13 protein-coding genes, 1 tRNA gene and 1 pseudogene are annotated in these 19,097 nt (G+C 45.9%); 7 read left to right on the top strand and 8 right to left on the bottom strand.

What is annotated here, in order from left to right; translation table 11 throughout:
• Positions 1–26: 26 nt before the first annotated feature.
• The 3 genes from mgtE to carB all read right to left on the bottom strand — a co-directional run bounded on the left by mgtE (position 27) and on the right by carB (position 6,157).
• Positions 27–1,397, bottom strand: coding sequence for a magnesium transporter (gene mgtE / locus E7746_RS12360; protein WP_135946878.1), 1,371 nt, complete (start codon positions 1,395–1,397; stop codon positions 27–29).
• Positions 1,398–1,400: 3 nt separating this feature from the next.
• The gene (gene rsmA, locus E7746_RS12355; RefSeq protein WP_136410999.1) at positions 1,401–2,195 is read right to left on the bottom strand and encodes a 16S rRNA (adenine(1518)-N(6)/adenine(1519)-N(6))-dimethyltransferase RsmA; all 795 of its coding nucleotides are present in this window, start codon (positions 2,193–2,195) and stop codon (positions 1,401–1,403) included.
• Positions 2,196–2,956: 761 nt separating this feature from the next.
• A complete protein-coding gene (carB, locus tag E7746_RS12345; RefSeq protein WP_135946875.1) occupies positions 2,957–6,157 on the bottom strand; it encodes a carbamoyl-phosphate synthase (glutamine-hydrolyzing) large subunit in 3,201 nt (1,066 codons plus the stop codon).
• A gap of 221 nt (positions 6,158–6,378) precedes the next feature.
• Here carB and E7746_RS12340 point away from each other — a divergent pair.
• The 7 genes and pseudogenes from E7746_RS12340 (at position 6,379) to E7746_RS12305 (ending at position 12,956) form a co-directional block, all read left to right on the top strand.
• Positions 6,379–6,452, top strand: a tRNA-Ala gene (locus E7746_RS12340).
• A 549-nt stretch (positions 6,453–7,001) separates the two neighbouring features.
• Positions 7,002–7,313, top strand: coding sequence for a DUF3853 family protein (locus E7746_RS12335; protein WP_136410998.1), 312 nt, complete (start codon positions 7,002–7,004; stop codon positions 7,311–7,313).
• Positions 7,314–7,404: 91 nt separating this feature from the next.
• Positions 7,405–8,804, top strand: a pseudogene (locus tag E7746_RS12325) (DUF3987 domain-containing protein).
• Positions 8,805–9,109: 305 nt separating this feature from the next.
• The gene (gene mobC, locus E7746_RS12320) at positions 9,110–9,481 is read left to right on the top strand and encodes a plasmid mobilization relaxosome protein MobC (protein ID WP_136410995.1); all 372 of its coding nucleotides are present in this window, start codon (positions 9,110–9,112) and stop codon (positions 9,479–9,481) included.
• Positions 9,478–11,235: a relaxase/mobilization nuclease domain-containing protein gene (locus E7746_RS12315; protein WP_136410994.1), complete on the top strand. Its 1,758-nt coding sequence runs from the start codon at positions 9,478–9,480 to the stop codon at positions 11,233–11,235. The genes mobC and E7746_RS12315 overlap by 4 nt, the downstream gene beginning before the upstream one ends.
• A gap of 101 nt (positions 11,236–11,336) precedes the next feature.
• Positions 11,337–12,119 (top strand): hypothetical protein, encoded by a 783-nt coding sequence (locus E7746_RS12310; protein WP_136410993.1) that lies wholly within the window; start codon positions 11,337–11,339, stop codon positions 12,117–12,119.
• 15 nt (positions 12,120–12,134) lie between these two features.
• Positions 12,135–12,956, top strand: a complete 822-nt coding sequence (locus E7746_RS12305; RefSeq protein WP_136410992.1) for a phospholipase D-like domain-containing protein — start codon at positions 12,135–12,137, stop codon at positions 12,954–12,956.
• Between the two features lie 52 nt (positions 12,957–13,008).
• On the opposite strand, the gene E7746_RS12300 is transcribed toward E7746_RS12305, so the two are convergent.
• The 5 genes from E7746_RS12300 to E7746_RS12280 form a co-directional block, all read right to left on the bottom strand.
• Positions 13,009–13,965, bottom strand: coding sequence for a hypothetical protein (locus tag E7746_RS12300; protein WP_136410991.1), 957 nt, complete (start codon positions 13,963–13,965; stop codon positions 13,009–13,011).
• A gap of 62 nt (positions 13,966–14,027) precedes the next feature.
• A complete protein-coding gene (locus tag E7746_RS12295; RefSeq protein ID WP_136410990.1) occupies positions 14,028–15,575 on the bottom strand; it encodes a site-specific integrase in 1,548 nt (515 codons plus the stop codon).
• Between the two features lie 336 nt (positions 15,576–15,911).
• On the bottom strand, positions 15,912–16,922 hold the full coding sequence (locus E7746_RS12290) for a nucleotidyl transferase AbiEii/AbiGii toxin family protein (protein ID WP_136410989.1): 1,011 nt from the start codon (positions 16,920–16,922) through the stop codon (positions 15,912–15,914).
• Entirely contained in the window at positions 16,915–17,583 is a 669-nt protein-coding gene (locus tag E7746_RS12285; protein ID WP_238337188.1) for a DUF6088 family protein, read from the bottom strand. The genes E7746_RS12290 and E7746_RS12285 overlap by 8 nt, the downstream gene beginning before the upstream one ends.
• A 294-nt stretch (positions 17,584–17,877) precedes the next feature.
• Positions 17,878–18,978: a hypothetical protein gene (locus tag E7746_RS12280; RefSeq protein WP_135946874.1), complete on the bottom strand. Its 1,101-nt coding sequence runs from the start codon at positions 18,976–18,978 to the stop codon at positions 17,878–17,880.
• Positions 18,979–19,097 lie beyond the last annotated feature (119 nt).

Below are 19,097 nucleotides of genomic sequence, written 5' to 3'. Positions count from 1 at the left end.
AATAACAAAAATCGAGCCAAAAAGGATTAAACGGCGGTCCCGAATGCCGCAAGCAGTGCCGAGCTTATCGACATATAGATGACCATACCGATAATGTCGTTGGTAATCGATATGAAGGGCCCTGTGGCAAGCGCCGGGTCGATCTTGAACCGTTCAAGCGTCAACGGGACGAATGTGCCGAAAATCGATGCAAACACCACCACTGCAAAGAGCGACAGCGACACTGCAACTGTGGTGACCTGCGAGGGGCCGAGCGTAAACACATTGTAGATAAACACCAGCAGCGAGATGATGCATCCGTTGAGCAATCCCACTCCGAGTTCCTTAAAGAGCTGCTTGGTCGAGCTCTTTATGTCGAGCGATCCGTTGGCAAGTCCCTGGACAATGATTGCCGACGACTGTATACCCACGTTTCCTCCGGTGCCACCGATGAGGGGTATGAACAGTGCCATGGCGGGGTTGACGGCAAATCCGCTCTCGAAATGTCCGAGGATAAGTGAGTTTCCGATTCCGCCGAGCATTCCTATCAGCAGCCAGGGGAGTCGGGCGCGTGTCTGATGGAAAAGCGTGTCGTCGCTCTCCACATCGCCCGAAAGACCTGATGCCAACTGGTAGTCACGTTCGCTCTGTTCACGCGCTTCGTCCATGACGTCGTCGACTGTAATCTGCCCCACGAGTCGCCCTATGGAGTCGACCACGGGCATTGCCACAAGGTTGTACTTCTCGAAGTCGAGCGTAAGGTCGTCGATGGGCGTGTCGGTCTTCACCGATACGGGGTCGGTTTCCATAACGTGTTTTATCTTGGACACCGACGGGTGGGTTATCATCTTTTTCAGCGGGAACACACCGCGCAGCTTGTAGTCGTTGTCGACCACATACACGTAGTAGATTTCATCGAGATCTTCGGCCTGCTTGCGCATCTCCTGCACGCATTGCGGCATACTCCAGTTCTCGTTCACGACAATCATCTCGGTGCCCATAAGACCACCGGCCGTGTCCTCGTCATATTTCAAGAGGTCGATGATGTCGCCGGCCTGTTCCACATCGTCGATGTGTGACAAAATTTCGTCACGGTCCTCCTCGTCGAGCTCCTGGATAATGTCGACGGCGTCGTCGGTGTCGAGGTGGTCGATAACCTGTCGGGCAATGTCCTCGGCTGGCATTGCGCTCAACAGCTTGTGACGGTCGTCCTCGTCAAGCTCCATGAGCACATCGGCCTTGGTTTCATCATCAAGGAGTCTGTAAAGGAATTCAGCCTCCTCGAGATCGAGGTCCTGATATAGCTCGGCAATGTCGGCCGGATGCAGATCGGCCAACTCCTTTCGAGCCTCCGCCTCGTCGTGCTCGCTAATGATGTACTTCAGGCGGTCAAGATATTCGGGGTTAAACTCTTTCATCGTTTATTTTTCAACGCCACCGCGAATAGCCGTGACGACATTGGTGAGATTGATAAATTCCTGCACGCTCAGTTGCTCGGGTCGCTGTCCCCACACCGGCAGGTCGGGCAGCACGCATCCGGGCGGCAAAAGTCCGCGTATGGAGTTGCGCAGTGTCTTGCGACGCTGTCCGAAGGTTGTCTTGACGATAGTGCGGAACAGCCTCTCGTCACAGCCGAGCTGCGTGACATCGTTGCGCTTCATCCTGATGACGCCCGACTTCACCTTGGGCGGAGGATTGAACACATTTTCATTGACAGTAAACAGATACTCGATATCGTACCATGCCTGAAGCAGTACGCTCAATATGCCGTAGACTTTGGAGCCGGGAGCGGCGGCGAGTCGCTCGGCGACCTCCTTCTGCAACATCCCCGAGCAGCAGGGTATGAGATCCTTGTAGTCGAGGACCTTGAAAAATATCTGCGATGATATGTTGTAGGGGTAGTTGCCTATGACGCAGAATTGCCGGTCGCCCATCACCTTGGCAAGGTCCATCTTCAGGAAATCGTCGCCAAGTATGCGACCGTGAAGCGATGGAAAATTCTGATTCAGGTAGTCGACGCTCTCTTCGTCGATTTCAACCACGGTCACATCGTGTCCGTAGTCCAGAAGATACTTGGTGAGGACACCCATTCCGGGGCCCACTTCAAGCACGGGCATTCCCTTGTAGTCGTCAAGTGTCGCGGCTATGCGAGCGGCAATCGTTTCATCGGTCAGGAAGTGCTGACCCAAGGCCTTCTTTGGTTTTACTTTATTCATTGGCGCCACGATATTACTACGTTATATTAACATACAAACTTAGCCAGAATTTTTGACATTTTTATGCTGCTATGACTAAAAAAATGCTCACCGGTGCATTTTGGTTCTCGCAAAAGAGGCAATATGACCGGATAATGCCGGCTTTAGAGCCGGTTCGACAATAAATGTTAACGGAAGGGTCGCATAGTGCGGAGCGATTTTTGGTCTGCGAGGAAGGAGTGTACCGGATGTACACGACTGACAAACAGTCCGAAAAGCGCCCGCAATATGCGAGGCGATGGTAATTTCGGTTCAAACAAAAGGGGAAAAGGTTTGATTTGTGTTATATCTCAGTAACATAAATCATTGGCTCCATGAAAATAAAGTTTAAGCATTGCCGGCGGAAGCGCATCCGTAAGTTTTTGTCAGGCTTCCATGGAAAGGAACGGACAGACCTCTATAAGATGTTCACGGCTATTGCATATCTGGTTTACACCGGATGTCAGTGGAAGATGCTGCCCAGATATTTGATGGGACGAAAGTTACCTTCGCCTCGGCCACTCGTTGGCGCTTTTCTTTAGCTCTTTCGGTCACGATGGAGCCCCATCGCTTCCTCAAGAGCTAAAGAAAAATCACTCAACAATTGACCGCCCTGCCGTTAACATTTATTGTCGAACCGGCTCTTACATTACAAAACGCTCCGTGATGCATTGTCGATGGCTGCATCACGGAGCGTTTCGCAAAAATTAAACATGAATAACTCTAACTTGGTGAGAGTGTCATCAATACTCCTGCCATGATGTGATGCCGAGCTTGTCGACCGGCTTGTTGATGAAGGCCTTTACGTAGGCGCTTGCAAGTCGGGCGTTGGTGAGCAGCGGGATGTTGTGGTCGATGGCCCAGCGGCGTATGCGGTAGCCGTTGGTGAGCTCACGCTTGGTGTGGTTCTTGGGAATGTTGATGATAAGGTCGACACCGTGTCCGGCTATGAGGTCGAGCACGTTTTCGCCCTCCTCGTCGGGCCAGCACACAGCCTGTGCCTCGATGCCGTTGTTGTTGAGGAAGCGTGCGGTGCCTTCGGTGGCATATATCTTGTAGCCGTTTTCGTCGAGCAGGCGGCATGCGTCGAGCATGTCAACCTTGCCGCGTACATCGCCCGAGCTTACGAGGACGGCACCGTTGGGTACGTGGTGGCCAACTGAAATCATGGCGTTGAGCAACGCTTCGTCAAAGTCCTTGCCGAGGCAGCCTACTTCGCCGGTCGACGACATGTCGACGCCCAGAACCGGGTCGGCCTTGTGAAGACGGGCAAATGAGAATTGCGAAGCCTTGATGCCGATGTAGTCAATGTCGAATGTCGATGAATTTATGGGCTCAATCTTCTCGCCGAGCATGATGCGTGTTGCGGTTTCGATGAAATTCTGCTTGAGCACCTTGCTGACGAAGGGGAACGAACGCGAAGCGCGGAGATTGCACTCGATTACCTTTACATCGTTGTCCTTGGCCAGGTACTGGATGTTGAACGGACCCGAAATGTTGAGCTCGCGGGCTATCTGTGCGCTGATGCGCTTGATGCGTCGTGCGGTGGCGAGGTATATCTTCTGAGCGGGGAACACGAGTGTGGCGTCGCCCGAGTGAACTCCGGCAAACTCGATGTGCTCCGAGATGGCGTATTCAACGATCTCGCCGTTACGTGCAACGGCGTCAAACTCGATCTCCTTGGCGTTCTGGAGGAATTCGGAAACGACTACAGGGTACTCTTTAGAAACCTTGGCGGCCTGTCCGAGGAAGCGGTGCATCTGCTCGTAGTCGTAGCACACGTTCATGGCTGCGCCTGACAGCACGTAGCTTGGACGGATGAGAACCGGGAATCCTACCTCCTCGACAAAGCTGTCGATGTCCTCGGTGGTGGTGAGCTCCTTCCAACGCGGCTGGTCGATGCCGAGCTGATCGAGCATGGCCGAGAACTTATGGCGGTTTTCGGCGCGGTCAATCGATATGGGCGATGTGCCGAGCACGGGCACGTGACGGCGATAGAGCTTCATCGCAAGGTTGTTGGGTATCTGTCCGCCCACGCTCACGATGACTCCGCGGGGTGCCTCGAGGTCGATGATGTCCATGACGCGCTCAAAGCTGAGCTCATCGAAGTAGAGGCGGTCGCACATGTCGTAGTCGGTCGACACGGTTTCGGGGTTGTAGTTGATCATTATCGACTTGTAGCCGAGCTTGCGGCAGGTGCTGGCTGCATTTACCGAGCACCAGTCAAACTCTACCGAGCTACCGATGCGGTAGGCACCCGAGCCGAGCACCACGATGTTGTTGCCGGCGTTAAGGTCGTAACGTATTGAGTTCTCATCGGCACCATAGGTGACATATAGGTAGTTGGTGAGGTCGGGGTATTCTGATGCGACGGTGTTGATGCGACGCACCTTGGGAAGCACTTCAAGCGACTTGCGGTGAGCGCGCACACGCAGCACTTCGCTCTCCATGGTGCCTTCGGGGTTCTCCACAAGGCGGGCTATCTGGAAGTCGGAGAATCCAAGACGCTTGGCTTCGTGGAGCACTTCGCGCGGCAGATCCTCGATTTTGTCATACTCTTTCAGCTTGGCTGCATAGGTGACGATGTTGTTTAACCGCTCGATAAACCACTTGTCGATCTTGGTCAGCTCTTCGATGCGGTCGATTGTATAGCCCTCTTCGAGAGCCTGTGCTATGGCGAATACACGAAGGTCGGTGGGGTGTGTCAGCGCATTGTCAAGGTCGTCGAAGTGGATGTCGTTGTTGCCTACAAATCCGTGCATGCCCTGGCCGATCATGCGAAGACCCTTCTGCATGATCTCCTCAAATGACTTGCCTATCGACATGATTTCGCCTACCGACTTCATCGACGAACCGATTTCGCGGTCGACGCCTACAAATTTTGTCAAGTCCCAGCGGGGTATCTTCACGATCATGTAGTCGACCTTGGGAGCCACGTAGGCTGAGTTGGGGGTGCCCATCTCGCCAATCTGGTCGAGAGTATATCCGAGAGCAAGCTTTGCGGCTACGAATGCAAGGGGATAGCCCGATGCTTTCGATGCAAGCGCCGACGAGCGGCTCAGGCGGGCGTTTATCTCGATGATGCGGTAATCGTTGGTTTCGGCGTTGAATGCATACTGGATGTTGCACTCGCCCACGATGCCTATGTGACGCACAACGCGGGTGGCGATGTCCTCAAGCATCTTGATCTGGTCGGGAGTGAGCGACACAATGGGAGCGACAACGATTGATTCGCCGGTGTGGATGCCCAGCGGGTCGAAGTTTTCCATCGGCACCACGGTGAAGCAGTGGTCGTTGGCGTCGCGTATCACCTCAAATTCAATCTCCTTCCATCCCTTGAGCGACTCCTCGACGAGAATCTGCTTGGAGTAGGCGAGGGCACTTTCGCAGTGAGTGCGGAACTCCTCGTCGTTGTAGCAGATGCCTGAACCGAGGCCTCCGAGAGCGTATCCCGAGCGCACCATAACCGGGAAGCCTATGCGGTGGGCTACCTCGATGGCGTCGCCGATGGTTTCTACAGCCTGTGATACGGGAGTCTTGACTTCGATTTCATTGAGCTTCTTTACAAAGAGGTCGCGGTCCTCGGTTATCATGATTGCCTCTACCGAGGTACCGAGCACTTTCACTCCGTAGCGGTCGAGCGTGCCGTTGAGGTAGAGCTCCGTGCCGCAGTTGAGCGCGGTCTGTCCGCCGAATGCAAGGAGAATGCCGTCGGGACGCTCCTTCTTTATAACCTCCTCGACAAAATATGGAGTAATGGGAAGGAAATAAACCCGGTCGGCTACGCCTTCCGAAGTCTGGATAGTAGCGATGTTGGGGTTGATGAGAACTGTTGAGATACCCTCTTCGCGCAATGCCTTCAGGGCCTGCGAACCCGAGTAGTCAAATTCGCCCGCTTGCCCTATCTTAAGGGCTCCGGAACCGAGTAGCAAAACCTTTTTCATATATTATTTTCCGAGATTACTTGGTCTTGGCTGCAAATTTACGACTTTTAACTTCGTCACCCAAATTTTTGCCCTCTCAAAATTTGTCGTGCGACTGCCTGATTCATTATTCTTGGGATGACCGCGCCGCTTTTTCAGTTTCTCGTTATAATGACTGTTATTTTTTTTCGCGCCAACACTTGCGTAACTGATATTTTTGCATTACCTTTGCCGAGCAATAAGGGGTATTAGCTCATCTGGCTAGAGCGCGACACTGGCAGTGTCGAGGTGAGCGGTTCGAGTCCGCTATACTCCACTAAACAAAGCACAATAACCGCTGCAACTCAAGAAGTTGCGGCGGTTATTATTTTCATTCCATACAAAAATACATACAATATCAAAGGCGAACTGAGCCACATACAAAACCATTGGTATCATAAAGAATCAAGCATGAGGGACGCGGTTTCTTTTATGTTCATTAGATTAATCGGACAATCATTGTGGTTATGTTTACTGTCTGTTGGCTGCTCTATCCATAGATTTATCAAGCAATCCTAATGTACCATTCGTGAGAATAAGATAACCATGCCATATTTGTCCTTATAGAAGTATTGTATTTATGTAAGTGGTTGAAATTCAGAGATGGCATTTTACACCAATCTTAGTCAATCCTAAAATCACGCGGTAAAACGAAGAAAAGTGTTCGGAATTTCTTTTAATTTGTGAACCCATACTTAATTTTGCGGTGTCAATCCATGACATCATAGAGTATGGCCATACTCCCGATTGCCTTTATCGCCCTACATTGTCTTTAGTGTAACACGTTGCCTTTACCGCCCTATCACCCCAATAACATTTTACACACATGGAGTTACAGTCATTACTCTCAAAACCTGTGTGGCAGATGACGGGGGAAGAGCTGTTGTTCCTCTCACGACAATCTGCCGACACAAACACAAACCAATCTCCGGCAAATGAACATGCTGCAACCAAGCACTATGTCTATGGTATCGCCGGAATATGCGAGATATTCTCATGCAGCAAACCTACGGCCATCCGCATAAAGAAAAGCGGACGCATAGACAAAGCCATCACACAGGTTGGTAGGAAAATTGTCATTGACACTGACCTCGCCCTGCAACTTGCATCTCAAAAGCCGATGCCAAGAAAGAGATAACCCAATCTATCTATCAGCACAAAGTCGGAGTTATCCCACCTCTTTCAGTGGGATACTCCAGACTGCTGATACATCATCAATACCATACAAAATGAATTACAATAATTCAGCAAGATACAGACGGATGCCACTGCGTCCGGCTTGTGGGTTGCATGAGGATGATCCGATAGAGCCTCAACATAAGCCGCAAAAGGTTGTGCCCTCTTTCCCTCTAAGCGTGTTTCCTTCGGCTATCCGCAATATCGTGAAAGCGTTGGTTGAGTATGAGCATTTTAACGTCAATTTCATATCTGCGTCCATGTTCACTACTTTCGCTGCTGCAATGGGTAACCGTTGGACTGTGCGCTTCTCGGCAACATGGGTTGAGCGACCGATTATGTATGTGGCACTTGTCGGTTATCCGAGTTGCGGCAAGACACCACCGCTCAGGCTCGCTCTTTCGCCTCTGCTCAACCTCGACCATGAGTATGACCGGGAATATTGCGCCAAACTCAAAGCCTACAAGCAATGGGGGCCAAATCTCCGAAAGAGCGCGCGGCACTGTCTTTGCCGGAGGAGATGGAGCGACCGAGGCGCAGGTGTCATGTGGTTGTCGACGCGACCATAGAGGCGTTGATCGGTGCCATGCGCGATAATCCGCAGGGCGTAATCCTTTACAGCGATGAACTTGAAAGCCTGTTTGCCAACTTCAACCGCTACAACAGTTCGGATGAAAGCTATTTTCTCAGCGCGTTCAGCGGCACGCCTTTCAAGTATATCCGAAAATCCACTGATGAGCATATATTCCTACCCAATCCGTATTGCTCCATTATCGGAAGCACCCAACCGGGACGGCTTGCAAAGCAATTCGGTGGCGAGCGCGTTGTCAACGGCTTTTCATCCCGCTTTCTGAAAGTCTATCCCGACATTACCGATATGCCTACATGGGGCTCTGACCGTATGCCGGACGGCATCATGGAGCAATGGGAGCGGATTATACGCAAAGTCGTTACTTTTGACTTCAAGGGAAAAGAACAGCCAATAGAACTGACCTTCTCCCTTGAAGCCCATAGAAAACTATGCGAATGGAAAGAGAGCGTTAACAATGCGATATACTCCGCTACCGAGTCGGAAGCGGAGAAAGCCGTGTGCGGCAAACTCGAAACCTATCTCATACGCTTTTGCCTGATAATCCGGATAATGAAGAATATTTGTGCCGGAGAATCTGCGTCAATGATAGATGTCGGAAGCGCGGAAGCTGCTATCGGGTTGGTTGAGTATTTCCGCGAGATGGAAAACCGTGTAATACGCGTGTCATTATCCGGCAATCTTGACAAACGACAGTCCGAACTGCTTGACGCTTTGCCTTACGACTTCCGGACATCGGACGCCATCGACCTCGGACGGTCACTCGGAATGTCGGAGTCCACGGTAAAACGGTTCCTGAAAAACTCTGCCATTTTCAGAAAAGAGGAACACGGACGCTATACGAAAATGTCATGTGACCCTTGACCTTTTCGACACTTTGACATTTTTCACTAGGCCCATCGAGTGAGGCCAGAGAGCATGTTTGTCAGACTTCTTAGGTGTATAAATCTTGCTGTGCAAGATATGCCGATTGTTCCCACAACGGCAATCCTGCCACCTCACAGAATTGGGTCAATCCCGCTCGAAACTCGCAGTCTTTTATAATGATTAAAATGTCATGTGACCATGAAATCAAGATATGCAATCATCAATACATACAGTCTTTATATCATCAGAATATTCAAGCATAATTTCATTAAAACATCATAGCATCAAAGCATAATAACATCATGTCATCAAATAATAAGAACATCATAATACGGCTTCGCGTGGATGAAGTGACCGCCAACGCAATCCGCACCAAAGCCGACAGTCATTTCAACGGCAACATAAGTGCCTGTATCCGTTGCGCCGCACTACAATATGACGGAGAGGCGGCGCCATTATCAGCCAATTCCGAGATAACAGCGTTGCTGACCGCTATACTGCGCCAGTTGAAGAAAATCGGAACTAATGTCAATCAGACCGCCCGTCAGATTAACGAGCGCATGAAGATGTCGCCTTACGGATTGTCCTCCTCGGATATCCAGCCATTTGTATTCTTCCGAAATGACCTATCCGCCATTTGGGAGTATCTGAACCAAATCAAAGAGCGTTTATGATAGTCAAGAAACTTGGTATGGTATCCGGTTGTGGCTTCCCCGGTGCCGGATATAATGAACGCAAGGTAGCCGAGGGCGTGGCCCGTCTCATGGCTATGGAGAATGTCGATGCTGCCATGCGCCATAAGGTGGAGCTGCTGCATGAAGCCGGGTTCGACTGCGCCGGAGAGATTGAGAAATATCTCAAGGAGCGATCGAGGACATACGGCAACACAAAGACCACACGCTTTCAGTTCCACATCGCCGCCTCGGTAAAGGGGCAGGTGATGTCGGCTGACGAGCTGACCGACTTTGCCCGTCAACTCATGGCGGAAGCAGGATATGGCAGACAGCCGTATTTCGTATATTACCATCACGACACCGACAATAATCATGTGCATATCCTCTCCACGCGCATACAGCCCAACGGTTTTCCGATACCCGATCATCACGACTATGCACGACTCAATGCCGCCGCAAACCGTATTCTTTCATCGGACATCAACCGAGACATTCAGCGGATGTTCTCTTACGGCTATCTCACCGAAGGTCAGTTCGCCAATATAATCCGGTCGCATGGATATAAATTTGAGCGTATGGATGAAGGTTATGTACTCTTTCGCGGTGGCGTCAAGGCCGCGACCATATCTTTATCTGAGATAGAGAAGCACATTGCCCAAGAAAACGATGTCCGGAAAGAACGCACTAAACAACTCCGTGCGATTATCAGGAAATATAAGGACGGAATTGCGGAGGGAAAAGTTCAAAATGTCGAAAATGTCAAGGGCCACAAAGGTCAGAAGAAAAAATATGTGCGCCGGAAAGTCAACCCCGACATCCGTAAAATCAAGGGCTCGAACGGTAAGACGCTATCGCAGGAAGAACAGCGGCATCTTTCGGAGCTACTTGACACGCTCAAAACCAAATTCGGTATAGACATTCATTTCCAGAAGGACCGCAATGGCGAAATCCGTGGCTACGGCATCGTTGACCATAACCGGAAGATGGCCCTTGACGGCAGCAAGGTGATGAAGCTGTCAGAGCTGATTGACTTCGCGCAGAAGCAGGAGCGCAAGGCAAGTCCGCTTGATATTTACCGCGACCTGTTCTCTGTGGAGATTCGGAAATCCGGCGTGGACGGCACAATGTCAATCCGGTTGTTCGACGGCTCAGAGCATACTCGCAAGATGTCACCACGTCAATCGGCATGGTATTTCAACTCGCCCGAAAGCGAAAGGGAGGATGTGGCAATCCGGATAGCAGCCACCATGTTCTCAACTGAGATATTTGAGTCCGTATTGCAGAAATATCCGGTAAGCGACATCAGTTCAAGAATAGGAAGCGTCAACATTATCAAGATGCGCGATGGCGGTAGAGCAATCCGCGTAGTATCAGCCAATGGCTTCTCGGCCACGTACCCTATGACAACGGAAGAATTGCGCTGCCATGCAAAACTGCAAAGCGAAGCTGCAAACGGTTATCTTCGTCAACTCGTAATTCTACGCATAACCCATGAAGATGCCACCGCGCTTACTAATCGCATCAAGGAACAGACCTCCAAATCAACCGGAAGCATCACTCTCCCTCTCCGCCAGTCAGCCTACACCCAGGAACAATCCAAAGCCTTTACCTCGCATCAAAGCACCGTCCTCTCTCGCCTCATACCCAGTGATACCACGTCCTCCCACTCTGCCAACCGCGAATGGGAAGTCGGCAAGCAATCCCGCCACGACCACATCGACAACCAGCAATCCGGCACCCAACTCACAATATAATGTCTAATTCGTAGCATACCTCATATCAGCCAATATAAAAACGCCAGAAATACCTATTGAACAAGATATTATTTGTAAATTTGCTCAACTAAATACTGGATATGATAGAAGTGAAGAAATTTATTGGCCACTTTACCTGTAGTGTATATTCTAACTATACATATAAAAAGTTGTCAATATACGAGTTAATATTTGAATGCGTGTTCAATCAAAAGAAGGCTGAGAATGCACAGCTATTTTTTGATAAGGTGGATGATCTCGTCTATGTAGGAGCCCATAGTAAATATGATAAAAGTGGCGCTTATAGAACAACGTACATATTTTTAGTAAGAGTTAATGACCGAGTCGGAATAGTTGATGAAAACCTAAATATACTACTTCCAATTGAATACAAGGAAATAATTCCTCCTATAAATATTAATGATGCTGTTTTTGTTGTTAAAAATACACAGAATAAATGGGGTGTAGTTAATATCATTACTAATGCTATAATTGTACCATTCGGTAAATTTCAAAGAATATGGGGATATGATACCCACCACGCATTAGTATGTACTGGATATGAAAATAAAAGGATCAATCGAGCAATTATCGACGTTCGAGGTAATTTTGTTAAGAATACTGAACAATATGGAATTATATATCCATTTTATGGAACGGGGGTTGAATATATATTAGTAACTACGAAATCTACAGACAAAGACGCGAAGGGTCATGCGCAAGCACACTATAAGCTATTGTCTAAAGAAAATCCAGTATCAGTGTATTGGCCTAATATTGAAGTAACCGAAAGGCCACGAGATTATATCAACCACTATCACCCATCCTATGACAAAATGGATGCCTATGATGGTGATTATGACGCATTATGGAACACAGATTAAAACGAGTTTAAAGCCATGAAAATTTCGGAGTTATCAATTCAAGAACTTCACACTATTGTAAATGGTGATGATGCACCTTCACTTCGTCGTAAAGGTAAAGATTTAGTCATGTTGTTTAATAAGTATGGGGGTTACAGAGAGGTATATGATGAAAAAGGGCTGCCATCAATTAATAAAGCAAATGGACAAAGACCTTCTCGCAAAGAATTTACAATTCATCATTTAAGAGAATTAAATGATTCGGATGCTTTGAGAGTGATTTTAGAGGCTGTCGTAAAAGATAGTCCTTCGCCTGAAGAATGTATCCACATTATAAATCCAATAATCATGCATGATGGATATTCGTTTGTAGAGTGTAACGGGATATATAGCATAAGTGGTGATATAGTATATCACAACAATGACATTATAAATGAGGCTAAGTTTACTAAAATACAAAATGATATACTTATAGCCTTAAGTGAAGCAAAACTCTCTGTTTGGGTTGCAGTTGCATGGATTAGCAATATCGTAATAGTTAATAAATTGGAAGAATTATATCATGCCGGCGTGGATGTAAAGATTTTACTTAACAGAGACTACACTAATCATAAATATTTTCCCGAAACCGATATTCCTGTATTTGAGAAAAGAGGAAGTGGAGGGGGGAAAATGCATAATAAATTTTGCGTAATCGACAATCAAGTTGTTCTACATGGTTCCTATAATTGGAGTACAAATGCAGAAACGAAAAATGATGAAGTCATAACTACAACGCATGGGGACTTAGAAATGGCAACAAATTTTTCTCTTAGGTTTAAGGATTTATTAAATGGAGCTTTACCTTTTGAAAAGTAGTTTCTTATCTCTCACCTATGCAATGTTGGATTCCCACCGACATCCATTAATGTCATTGATAATACATATTATGCGTTGGTTCACCTTTTGTACATAATTCTGGATGAGATAAAATAATCTTATAGAATGGATGCTCTCCGGTTATTATGTTATTAAATCCATTTGCTATAGCTTGTATTGTTTTTTTATGTTCATTTTTTAAGGACACCAAATCATATTGACAGATAAACTCTTCATCATATTCTGGATATCTGGCTCCACTATCTTCACCTCTGTAATACCCTGAAATATACTCACGAAAAACAGAGATTCTCATATTTTCATATACATATACCTTTATATCTTTGAGCTTAATCCGATTATAGGACTCGATTGGTATCAACCTTTTGAGTTCCTCAAATGACAATACTACAAGTTCCTCCCACTCATTTTCAAAATGATAAGTTCCAATCAACCCTCCACATGTGTATCGGATATTCAATCTTTTATCGGGACTATAATAACAATCACCTAAATTAAGGTAAACACAATCAGCTTCTTTTAATTCTAATTCCTTAATATTGCTAATCAATAATCCTTCGTAAGAACTTTCTCCATAATTAAATGGTGATCTTCTTACAATTTGGCCACACGACGAAGCAATTTCAAATGTAAATTTGAAATCTCTAATTTCTCGAATAAAATAACTGCTATTCCATCCACGATAAAAATAAAATTTATTCGTCCTATCGGAGTAATACATTTTACCTATCTCAAGATTTAACTCCTCTTCCAACTCTGCTATATCTATTTGAAATAAATATGGTATTTCAAATTTACCATGCATGAGTTGGAAATATATTATTGGAGAAATAATTTTTATTTCCTCAAGCGACAGTATATAGTTCGGATCTGATGGTATTGGGTGTTTCCTCCTTATCCTCATGTAATCAACGATGCTGTTCCATCCATCACCTATATAACGGGCTAATTTTCCTAAAGTAATTTCAATACCATTTTTATCTTTCATAAATAATTTTCATTTTAGAAATTCTGACATTTATTTTGCAAATATACTCAGAATTAGCACAATCAGGATATTTCCATACCAATTATAACTTCAATAACCTCATTGAATTTATTATTTGGCAAACGCTTCATATATGTAGCTCTGCGGTCAAAGTCCTTGCGAAAATGAAATAGCAGTGCGAGGTGTGCGGTTACGGATGACGTATCGCCCTCAAACAATTCAAAGTATGCTGATTGTTCTGGTATGCCGAGTTTCATTCGCTCCTCGGTGCTGACTCCATAATCAAATACGGTTTCGCATTCTTGTTGACGATTCGCATTAAGTATGCTCATCTTCTCGCGCTTGCTTTCATCGTCGAACTTCACATACTTCATCATCATGTCGGCGGTAGTATGTCCTGTGACGGCGCGTATATCTTCAGGCGACATTCCTTTTCGCAGACACATCGTCACAAATGTGCGCCGGGCAACGTGGGAGGTAAGCAATTCATATTTTGGACGAACTTCTCTTGTCTTTTCCCTACCGCTTTGCTTCTCTGTAATCCAATCGCCTGTCATGCCTGCCAACTTTCCAACCTCTTTCAAGTGAGCATTATACTTCTGATTGGAGATTTGAGGAAAAACGCAAGGATCGGTCTCATCGGGCGACTTTGGGTATTTAGCGATGATACGCAAAGCCTCCGTAGCCAACGCAAACCGTTGGCGATGACTTGTCTTCTTCGCTGTAATATCAATTATATCACCTTTGATATTGGACCAACGTAAATTCATCACATCAGAAAACCTCAGCCCGGTAAAGCAAGAAAACAAAAACACATCTCTTGCTCTATCTATAGCCGATCTATGGGTCGGAAATGTCATGATAGCCAACAATTCTTCCTCTGTAAGAGCGAATAGATTTACTGTGGAGTCTGATTTTGTTTCATCACGAAATCTCGGTTGATACGTCTTATAGGCTGTACTCTTGTTGTAACCTTTCCTTGTGGCCCAATTTAGGAACGTCTGTATATCACGCATTGACTTACTGACATACCCGTTGGCAAGCCCTTTGCCAACAAGGAATAACTCAAATTTCGCCAATAAATCGTCATTTACATCCTCAAAATACAGTCCACAACGGAAATCAGTCAGATGACGCAGCATCGTCTTATGTTTCTTCAATGTACTTACAGTCCATTGTGCTGTCGATAGTGATTCTTTTATCTCCTTTTCCCTTTCGTCAATAAGCAACTGATATGTCTGGTGTATGGTAAGGCGTGTTCCTTTCTCTTCATTAAGCACCCGCTTCAATTCCTCCCTGACGGTAGCAGGAGTAACAGCCTCATCAAGCAATTCTAATTGCCCGAAAGCCGTATCAACAGCGGCTTCTATTTTTCCAAGGCGCAAATTGATGTCTGTCGAAGAAATGTTATCTGAATTGAAATTATTGCGCTTTACACGTTGGGCTTTTTCGTCCCACTTTGATGGAGCTATCTTATATCCGGTATAGTACCATATTCTTTTGCCACCGAATGTAATGTCGGCGTTGATGGGGAGTTCGGTAGCATAATTGCCTTCTTTGTCTTTTCGCTTCTCCAACCGGAAGCTAACGCGATGTTTGTACTTATCCATATTCGGAGAGATTATTTAAGGTAAAGCACCTTTGTTTTACCCATACAAATTTACATACAATTTTTGAATAAATCAAAGAATTTCTAATTTACTTAAATTTTACATCCCTTTACTTAAATACTTATTCCACAATCTATTGTATTATACTATAGATGCTATATAAATCTATATTTTACTAATATTTCATGTCCGCTATACTCCACCCACGAGCGGGTTCAGATTCCAATCTGAACCCGCTTTTTTATTGCCCTACCTTCATGTTTTCGGCAGCGTGGACATTTAAGGTGATGGATTGTATGTAATATGCTGATGTTCTGTAGATGAAAACACATACAGTTAGAGTGTTTTGAATTTGCTTTCTATTTTTGTTGCACCTGCAAGGATGTCGGAGAATGTTGGAACTTTATCTTCATAAATCATGTTCGCGACCATTGTGTCGTAGTCGTTTCTCCAGTCCTCTATGACGCTTTCAGGGGGAGTGAGGGCAATCCGTTTGCGAACATCCGGTGTATAGTCAACATCTCGAATTGAAGTGAACACTTCCCGATGGTGGCGTATGGTTTCCCATAGTTCATTATTTGGGATGGCCATGTCTGCAATACCGGCTTCAAGCATCTTGTACAGGTCATAAAGGTGCCTTGACTTGCGGTTGGCATTACGACAACCCTCGGTCGTGAACAGCTCATGCAATAGAAACGCCTTTTCAAGAAATGTTTTCTCAGCGACGGCTGTGACGACCTGAATTTCCTTGTCGTTTGATGTCAGATGCGGGTAGGCTGCGGTTACAAATGATTCAATCTTGGCTTTAGCGGTCGGTTCAAATAATGAGCGCGCTCCCACTTCCAACAACACCTCATCGCGTAGATATGGATTTGTGCCGGAAGGCAATACCGATTTATAGATTATATGAATCTGACGGGGTTCCGGGTATGTGGCATCGCCTTCTCCATCCGGGTCTGCTTTTATGGTAACGAAATCGCTCAATCCCGTCTGTTCTGTTGTCGCTATGAGGTCGTTGGCAAATGTATCTCTCACAAATATAGAGGAGGCTTTACGAAGTTTCTTTAACTGTTTCTTTGTGACATCTCCCTCTATTCCGAACATACTGCGGTCAATCGCAATATCTATATCCTCAGAAAACCGTCGGATAACACCCCATATCTTACTAAGTGATGTGCGACCCTTGAATACCATCTTGTCAGCGTATGGCAGCGAGAAAAGAATGTTGAGTATCTCTGTCACCCAAAAGTCTTTCTCGATAGAGGCGACGGGGAGTTTGATTCTTATCGCCGTCTGTTCAAATACAGTGCGGCGTTGAGCCTCGGTAAGTGTCAGAAACTTATTCATAGGATGCAAGTATTATTTTACGAATCCATGCCGGGATTAGAGCAAAATCCTTTTTTATAGTTTCAATTGGTACGCTCTTAATCAACTCCTGCACATGCGCCAACTGTTCAGCTGTAAGATTGTTCTCTCCGATTTCACGGAGTGCGAATGTAAGGAGCATGGCAAAATCGTTTTGAAATGCCAGATTCTTTTTCGCCGTATGCTTGAATTGAATACCCCTTTCTCCGTCAAGCTTTACCTTACGAGATGAGCCGTCGGTAAGGTAAACGACATTCATAGGCAGCTGTGTTGACAACCCAAGTTTATTTAGCGCATATATCCCGGTCGGTACAATCTTCGCCTTGTCGCGCCGGGCAATAGCAGCGGCAATCTCTTCAAAGGTAGGATAAAGCACACCCAATCCCAAAGCCTTGTCAATTTTGGGATAACAATATATACCACGTGCCACCCTTATAAGTTTTTGGGAAACAGCCAGCCGTTCAAAGGCTTTTTGAACGGCCTTTGAATCGCCATATCCTGCGTAATCGAGAGGTGATACTATTGTGCCTCTTCCGCGCTTTGATATGCTTGTAATTATTCTGTCCTCAATAGATTGCATTTGATATTTGCAATGGTTTTGTCGCAAATTTATAATATTTTTGCGACAAAACCAAATTGCCATACTACAATAAAATTGGATTTATGCGATGTTACAGCAAAAACTACACCAAGCAAGTGGAGTTTTAACCCGGAAATATGAAGCTCTTAGAACGCTTCTTCCTTTGCCGGACAGAGCGGTCGATATTCGCACATCCGGTTTCGGCAGCAATAAGCTTTGCCAAAAAGCTTTGAGAGTGTGTAACGCTTTGCAGCAATGGGCGATATAGCACTTTTCAGCATACTTTTTTGCAATTAGGCCATTTAAGGTGATGGATTGTGTGTAATATGTTGATTTTGTGTCGGATTATTTGTCCGTTTATTCTTGTTCGGAATCATCAATTACGATAAAGCAGATGTCGCCAAAATGTTGTTTGCCCACCTCTTCGCCTTTGAGAATTGCAGGCATTGCAATCATTCCTTTTGACTCAAGTATATCAAGCAAGTCCCACATCACTTCGTGATAGAACATAATTTGACCAACTCGTTCCGACGAAATATTATGTGCTGTATGCCATGCGGAGCAGTATTTCTTAATGGCATCGCTTAATTTGTTTGTAATGCTCCTACATAAATTATCTATATTATCATTGTTGTTTTTATGCAATACAGGGATTAGAATATTGCCTTTTTCGTCAGTCAGCCCCCATCCGGCTATAGCATCTATCACTTCTTGATTCTCAATGCGGCCGCCTTTGGTCTTGATTACTTCTCGCGCAAATGAAATAAGCTTGTTGGAATTTAGCCAATATCCAAGATTGTCTGTCCAATTCTGTAGTACCGGACCATAGCCATTTGTGCCAATTTTATCGTGTAAACGGCTTTCAAACATCGCCCAATATGCGCCCGACCAAGTGCCATGATCTTCGCAATTCACGGGAGAGCCCAATCGCTCGTCATCCCAGATGTATGAGTCAAGAAGATACGAGAATATAAGACTATAAGTGTGTTTGGAATATCCGGCTTTGGCAAAATCAGAAATAAGCTGCTTTATCTCCGGCTCTATCTCCGGGAATATACTGTCGGCAAACTCTTTAGATTGTTTACGTATATCGGTAGTTTCGGATTTCCCAAAGATATTCATTGAGGTCGTATAAACTCCTTTGTTTGAAGAAAGCAAATCTCCGACTTCAAGCAGCCTTAACTGACTTTTGCTATACGGTATGCCGAGCGAATCTAATTTGGCGACAGTTCCTGGCTGAACAAACGCGCAAAGAATATCCCAATTATTATCAGTAAGATACTGTGAAGGGTGAAAACTTGAGTAAGAGCAGAATGCTGTTGTGTCAAATAATTTATAAGGACGGCCGATAATGGCATTGGGCTCTTGCGTAATTGTGCTGTCGGGCGTTTCGGTCTGCGCTATCGCTGCTATCGCAACGGCGGCACAAAACATCGATGTAATGATTCGGTTTGGCATAAATTTTGAACTTTATTAGGCAGCAAATTTACATAAAATTCTCAAACAAAGTTGAGAAGTCGATGAAATGTTCAGCTATTTGTGGATATGGCTTAAATATGTAAGCGTGACATTGGGAT

Origin of the sequence: Muribaculum gordoncarteri (assembly GCF_004803695.1) — a bacterium.
GTDB lineage: Bacteria > Bacteroidota > Bacteroidia > Bacteroidales > Muribaculaceae > Muribaculum > Muribaculum gordoncarteri.
The sequence above is the reverse complement of the archived record's forward strand: the minus strand, read 5'-3'. Positions and strand labels throughout refer to the sequence as shown.

Excerpts from the sequence above, each read along its gene's own strand:
- E7746_RS12285 (WP_238337188.1), bottom strand. The coding sequence starts at position 17,583 with ATGGCAATTTGGTTTTGTCGCAAAAATATTATAAATTTGCGACAAAAC.
- rsmA (WP_136410999.1), bottom strand. The coding sequence starts at position 2,195 with ATGAATAAAGTAAAACCAAAGAAGGCCTTGGGTCAGCACTTCCTGACC.
- E7746_RS12280 (WP_135946874.1), bottom strand. The coding sequence starts at position 18,978 with ATGCCAAACCGAATCATTACATCGATGTTTTGTGCCGCCGTTGCGATA.
- mobC (WP_136410995.1), top strand. The coding sequence starts at position 9,110 with ATGTCATCAAATAATAAGAACATCATAATACGGCTTCGCGTGGATGAA.
- mgtE (WP_135946878.1), bottom strand. The coding sequence starts at position 1,397 with ATGAAAGAGTTTAACCCCGAATATCTTGACCGCCTGAAGTACATCATT.
- E7746_RS12300 (WP_136410991.1), bottom strand. The coding sequence starts at position 13,965 with ATGAAAGATAAAAATGGTATTGAAATTACTTTAGGAAAATTAGCCCGT.
- E7746_RS12315 (WP_136410994.1), top strand. The coding sequence starts at position 9,478 with ATGATAGTCAAGAAACTTGGTATGGTATCCGGTTGTGGCTTCCCCGGT.
- E7746_RS12305 (WP_136410992.1), top strand. The coding sequence starts at position 12,135 with ATGAAAATTTCGGAGTTATCAATTCAAGAACTTCACACTATTGTAAAT.
- E7746_RS12335 (WP_136410998.1), top strand. The coding sequence starts at position 7,002 with ATGGAGTTACAGTCATTACTCTCAAAACCTGTGTGGCAGATGACGGGG.
- E7746_RS12295 (WP_136410990.1), bottom strand. The coding sequence starts at position 15,575 with ATGGATAAGTACAAACATCGCGTTAGCTTCCGGTTGGAGAAGCGAAAA.
- E7746_RS12290 (WP_136410989.1), bottom strand. The coding sequence starts at position 16,922 with ATGAATAAGTTTCTGACACTTACCGAGGCTCAACGCCGCACTGTATTT.
- carB (WP_135946875.1), bottom strand. The coding sequence starts at position 6,157 with ATGAAAAAGGTTTTGCTACTCGGTTCCGGAGCCCTTAAGATAGGGCAA.
- E7746_RS12310 (WP_136410993.1), top strand. The coding sequence starts at position 11,337 with ATGATAGAAGTGAAGAAATTTATTGGCCACTTTACCTGTAGTGTATAT.